Genomic DNA, 1,747 nt, shown 5'->3' with positions numbered 1-1,747 from the left:
AGACAAGATAATTACAGCCACGATTTAAGCTGATTTATATGGGACAGCCCTGGCACTACAGGTAACTCCTGCTCGATTTGCATTGTATTATTTAACCCAGCAACTTCGAGCGAACAGACTGCATCACCACACCAGCACGCTGATATTTACTGGTATACAACAAGCCTGTAGACTGGGTTTAAATATTATTATATTCACATCTCAACTCAGAAATAGAAATAGTCGGCGACTAACTATCCTGACGGTAAGTACGCAGTATTTTACCCGAATTATACCCTTTGATGACCTCACCATTAATTAACAATAACGGCACGCCCCCCCGCCTAATCGATCGTACTGTACTCTGCCCTCCCTGGACGCCTCTATATCATATTCTATATACTCAATATCATGTTTGCGCAATAGCTGCCTAGCCCTCTTACAGTACCCACACCACTTGGTTGCATAAAGAACAACCACATCGTTTGGTACATCAACATCAGCTACATAGGGAGCAACAGCAGAGCCACCAGAAAGAGAAAGAACTGAACTAATATCATCCCACCTCTGAAAAACAACAAGGACAAGGATACAAATAAAAAGTGTTCTCATAACAGTAAATAACCACCCCCACTAAAGGTTAAACCAACCTATTGAACATCGACAATTTTAAAGCCCAAGGAATCACTCAAAATATAATAGCGCCCCTGTTTCGATCTATATTGATTCTTCATGACATTCACATTCTATCGAAATTTTCAATGGCATTTCTCTGATCCAACGCTCTCAAGGACCGATCACAACCAGCCTGCCCCACGCCACTCCAATCAGGTTGAAACGCACTAACCAGGCAATCACATTGACTTAAACAGAGCCGCAGCTCTCCGGCTAACGCTATATTGACGCTCATCATCCATCAATACAGATACACCGCCAGTTAACCCACGGCTTACTTTTTTGATACGTTTTACACAAACAATTGTTGAACGATGAATTTGCCAGAATGAATCCGGCTCCAACTGAGCCATCAATTCCTTTAGTGGTGTTCGGATAATATGCTGCCCTTGACTGGAGTAAACCGTTGTATATTTATCCTCAGCTACAAACGTTGAAACTTCATCGCAGGAAATAAGATGGACATCCTCCCCTTTGCTTGCCCGAATCCAGCGTAAATATTCCGGCTTATTACCAGAGAGCTGCTTTAGTATCGATTCAATATCAGGCCCTGCCGAAGGGCTAGCGCCTTCCCGTTCATTAAAGCGCTGACGAATACGATCACAGGCTTTCTCCAAACGCTTATCATCGATAGGCTTTAGCAGGTAATCCGCAGCTTCATGCTCAAATGCCGCTACCGCATACTCATCGTAAGCTGTAATAAAAACAACGATCGGCTGCATCTCAAACTGGCTTAGCGCTTCAGTGACAGCCAGGCCATCTAATCCTGGCATACGGATATCAAGAAAGACCACATCCGGTTCCAGCTGCTGGCACAGAGCCAAGGCCTCCTCTCCATTAGCCGCCTTGCTAACAATCTCAAGCTCAGGGAAAACATCTGCAAGCATTTGGTCGAGATGATGACGCAACAAGGGTTCATCATCTGCAATTAGGGCACGCATGGAAACTCCAATCGGGCAGTCACTCCGCCCAGTTTATTGCTTTGGATGTTCAGTTTACCACGCTCCTGATAAAGAGTGGAAAGGCGCTCCTTAATATTACCTGCATTCAACTCTGAAGTGCATCACCCTTTAGGCTGCTGCAGCAGCCGTAT

General features: G+C 44.8%; 2 protein-coding genes. Both read right to left on the bottom strand.

The window, feature by feature from the left end:
- Positions 1 to 297: 297 nt before the first annotated feature.
- Positions 298 to 591, bottom strand: a complete 294-nt coding sequence (locus MO867_RS21925) for a glutaredoxin family protein (RefSeq protein ID WP_252473119.1) — start codon at positions 589 to 591, stop codon at positions 298 to 300.
- A gap of 242 nt (positions 592 to 833) precedes the next feature.
- Complete coding sequence (locus MO867_RS21920; RefSeq protein ID WP_252473116.1) at positions 834 to 1,595, bottom strand: LytR/AlgR family response regulator transcription factor; 762 nt, start codon at positions 1,593 to 1,595, stop codon at positions 834 to 836.
- Positions 1,596 to 1,747 lie beyond the last annotated feature (152 nt).

Source organism: Microbulbifer okhotskensis (genome assembly GCF_023895975.1).
Lineage (GTDB): Bacteria > Pseudomonadota > Gammaproteobacteria > Pseudomonadales > Cellvibrionaceae > Microbulbifer > Microbulbifer okhotskensis.
Note: the sequence above shows the minus strand (reverse complement) of the source record. Positions and strands in the feature narration are given on the sequence as shown.